The sequence below is a fragment of the Limnofasciculus baicalensis BBK-W-15 genome, assembly GCF_024178385.1.
Taxonomy (GTDB): Bacteria; Cyanobacteriota; Cyanobacteriia; order Cyanobacteriales; family Coleofasciculaceae; genus Limnofasciculus; species Limnofasciculus baicalensis.
Map to the genome: position 1 here is coordinate 1 of NZ_JAMZMM010000550.1, position 2,925 is coordinate 2,925.

The 2,925-nt window shown below is 43.6% G+C and carries 2 protein-coding genes; both read left to right on the forward strand.

Annotated features, from left to right (window positions below):
* The first annotated feature begins 100 nt into the window (after positions 1–100).
* Positions 101–547 carry a pentapeptide repeat-containing protein gene (locus tag NJ959_RS27980; RefSeq protein WP_254015038.1) on the forward strand — a complete coding sequence of 149 codons (447 nt, stop codon included), beginning with the start codon at positions 101–103 and terminating at the stop codon, positions 545–547.
* A gap of 281 nt (positions 548–828) precedes the next feature.
* A complete protein-coding gene (locus NJ959_RS27985) occupies positions 829–2,685 on the forward strand; it encodes a CARDB domain-containing protein (RefSeq protein ID WP_254015039.1) in 1,857 nt (618 codons plus the stop codon).
* Positions 2,686–2,925: the final 240 nt, after the last annotated feature.

Consider the following 2,925-nt stretch of genomic DNA (forward strand, 5'->3'; position numbering starts at 1 on the left):
ATTTGATACAAATGGCTGATGCAGGACAGCGTAATGGCATCATAAAAGAAAAAGAATTAACTAATCTGTATCAAAATTAGTGGTTTTGCTGAAAACTTTTGTGAATGTCAATCTGAATGGGAAAAATCTCAGTGGTGAGGATCTCAGTGGCGCTAATCTCAGTGGTGCTAATCTCAGTGGTGCTGACTTGAGTGGTGCTGATTTGAGTGATGCTGATTTGAGTGGTGCTGACTTGAGTGGTGCTGATTTGAGTTTGGCTAATCTGAGTTTGGCTAATTTGAATAGAGCTAATTTGAATCATGCTGATTTAATTACTGCCGATCTAGTTGGTACTGATTTGAGGGGAGCTGATTTGAGGCAGGCTGACTTGAAAGGTGCTAATCTGAGCGGTGCGGATCTCAGAGGTGCTGATTTGACGGGTGTCAAGTTGATTCAAGTACGTCTCAAGGGTGCTGATTTGAGAGGTGCTAAGTTGGATAGAGTCAAGTTTAGAGATTCGGATCTTAGAGGGGTTAGGCTCTTAGGTGAGTCAAAAACTCACGGCTAATTCCGAGGGAGGGTAAATACTAGAAGAGAACCTTCTTTTATGAAGCTAGTATAAAGATTCAATGAAGATTTCGTGTTGTTTTGATGAAGATGGGAATAAGTCATTGGTTTAATGATAGTGATTAATATAGACATTAATTTAGTGTTAGACTAAGGCGGAAAATTGAGTAAAACTACTGATACGCAATAAAATGCGATGCCGAAAGCGGACTAAGCCATCACAAAGGCTTCTGTTTCCTCCACCAGCAGCTTGATTAATAGTTAACCAAACAATAGAATACCATGGCAACATCACTAGATTTAAACTCCCAATATGGTTCTGGTCTATTTAATGGATTTCTTCCTGAAGGTGATTTGACGATTGCCCAGACAGGGAATTCCAGCCAAACCACTCAACATAATAACAATAAAGCAGTTCTTTCCAGTCAAGCCATAGTTCCTGCTAGTCAAAATACCGTTACCTCTCAGGGTATCTCTAACCTCAATATCCCCACTAGCAGCAACTCGATTAAGGCTGCTCCCAAAGCAGATTTAGTCGGTCAAATCAGTGATATAGAAATACCAGATACCATTGAATTTGGTGACGATGGCAAGGTAAAGGTGACAGTCACCAACAGAGGTAATGCGGTAGCAAAGGGTCCTCTATCTATCAAACTATATATCTCAACAGACGGAGATATTGATGTTAATGATGGACTCCTGAAGACTATCGTTCAAAATATTAACCTCAAGCCCGGCCAATCCAAAACCTTTAGTTTAGATTATAAAAACCTCACCTCAGTGGTAGCACCGGGCGCTTACAAGATTATTGCTCAAATCGACTCAGGAAATGCGATCGCAGAAAGCAATGAAAACAATAATATTGTTAGCAAGCATATTTCTGCACCAGGGAGTGATATTGTCATTGACTGGAATGCTACAGCTTTAAATGCTATCCAAGCTGAAGGTGAAGCAGGAAGGGGAGTGCCGCCAACAGAAGGTTCTCGTCTACTAGCCATGGTTTCTGCGGCAGTTTATGATGCTGTTAATGCTTTTGAGCGCACCCACACCTCCTATAGCTTTAATGGAGTCGCCCCAGTAGGTGCATCTGTCCAAGCTGCTGCTGTAGGGGCAGCCCATCGAATACTGGTTGAGCTGCTACCAAAACAAGCTACGATGTTCGACCAACAGTTAGTAAGATCTCTAATTGAAGTTACTGACAATCCTTTCGCTGAAGCTAAGGGCGTTTTATTTGGACGGCAAGTCGCAGAGCAAATTTTGGCTTTGCGTAAAAATGACGGTTCAAGTAATAATGCCCCTATCGTTTATCCTCCCGGCGACTATGTTTGGTATCCGGCAGGAGCAGGTAAACCAAATGCTGGTGTGGCGGTAGGAAGTCACTGGGGTAAGGTTACTCCTTTTGCTATTCCTAGTGTTGCCAACTTTGCGCCAGATGGACTTGATGGCAAGCCGGGAACCACTCAATATATGGAAGAGATTGAGGAAGTACGGTTATTTGGTGGTAAACAGAGTACAGCTTTAAGTCCTGTTCTCCGGAGCGCTGACCAGACGGAAATTGCTGTCTTTTGGGCTTATGACCGCGCTGATACTTTTAGACCTTATGGTCAATTAAATCAAATTGCGGAAGAAGTGGCAATCCGGGAAGGCAATACATTATCAGAAAATGCCCGATTATTCGCCCAGCTAAATATTGCTTTGGCTGATGCAGCGATTGTAGCATGGGATGCCAAGTACAAGACTATGCAGCCTAGACCAGATGATGTCATTGCTGAAGGATTTGCGGCCAAGGATGGGATGCCAGGAACAGTTGCGGACCCAGATTGGGAACCTCTTCTCGGTCCTACTCCTCCATTCCCTGATTATATATCAGGACACTCGTCTTTCGGTGGTGCATGGGCTGGGGTGATGAATAATTTCTTTGGCGAAGACTACGGCTTTACTGCGGTTTCACAGGAATTGTTGGGGACAACTCGCTACTACAACAACTTTAATGAGGCAGCTTTTGATGATGCCATCAGTCGGGTTTACGGCGGGGTTCATGTTCGGGAGGCTACAGTTACTGATGCGTTGCCCATGGGTTGGGATATTGGTAATTTTGTGGCACAAAATCTGTTTGTGCCGATTCCCAATGTGGCGTAATTAGCTGAGAATCTCCCGTTTAAACGGTTTAAAAACGGGAGATTTTTAACTTCCCTTCCCTGATAAGCTATTACGCACTTAATTTAGATACTCCCACACCAAAAAACCCACACCAAAAAACCCTTTCAAAAATGTAAATATCCAATTTAGATGCACAGCAGCTTATCAGGGAAGGGGGGTTGGGCGGGAGCATCCTACTTTGGCAAAGATACTTGTTTTTGCCCCCCTTTTCACCCCCCC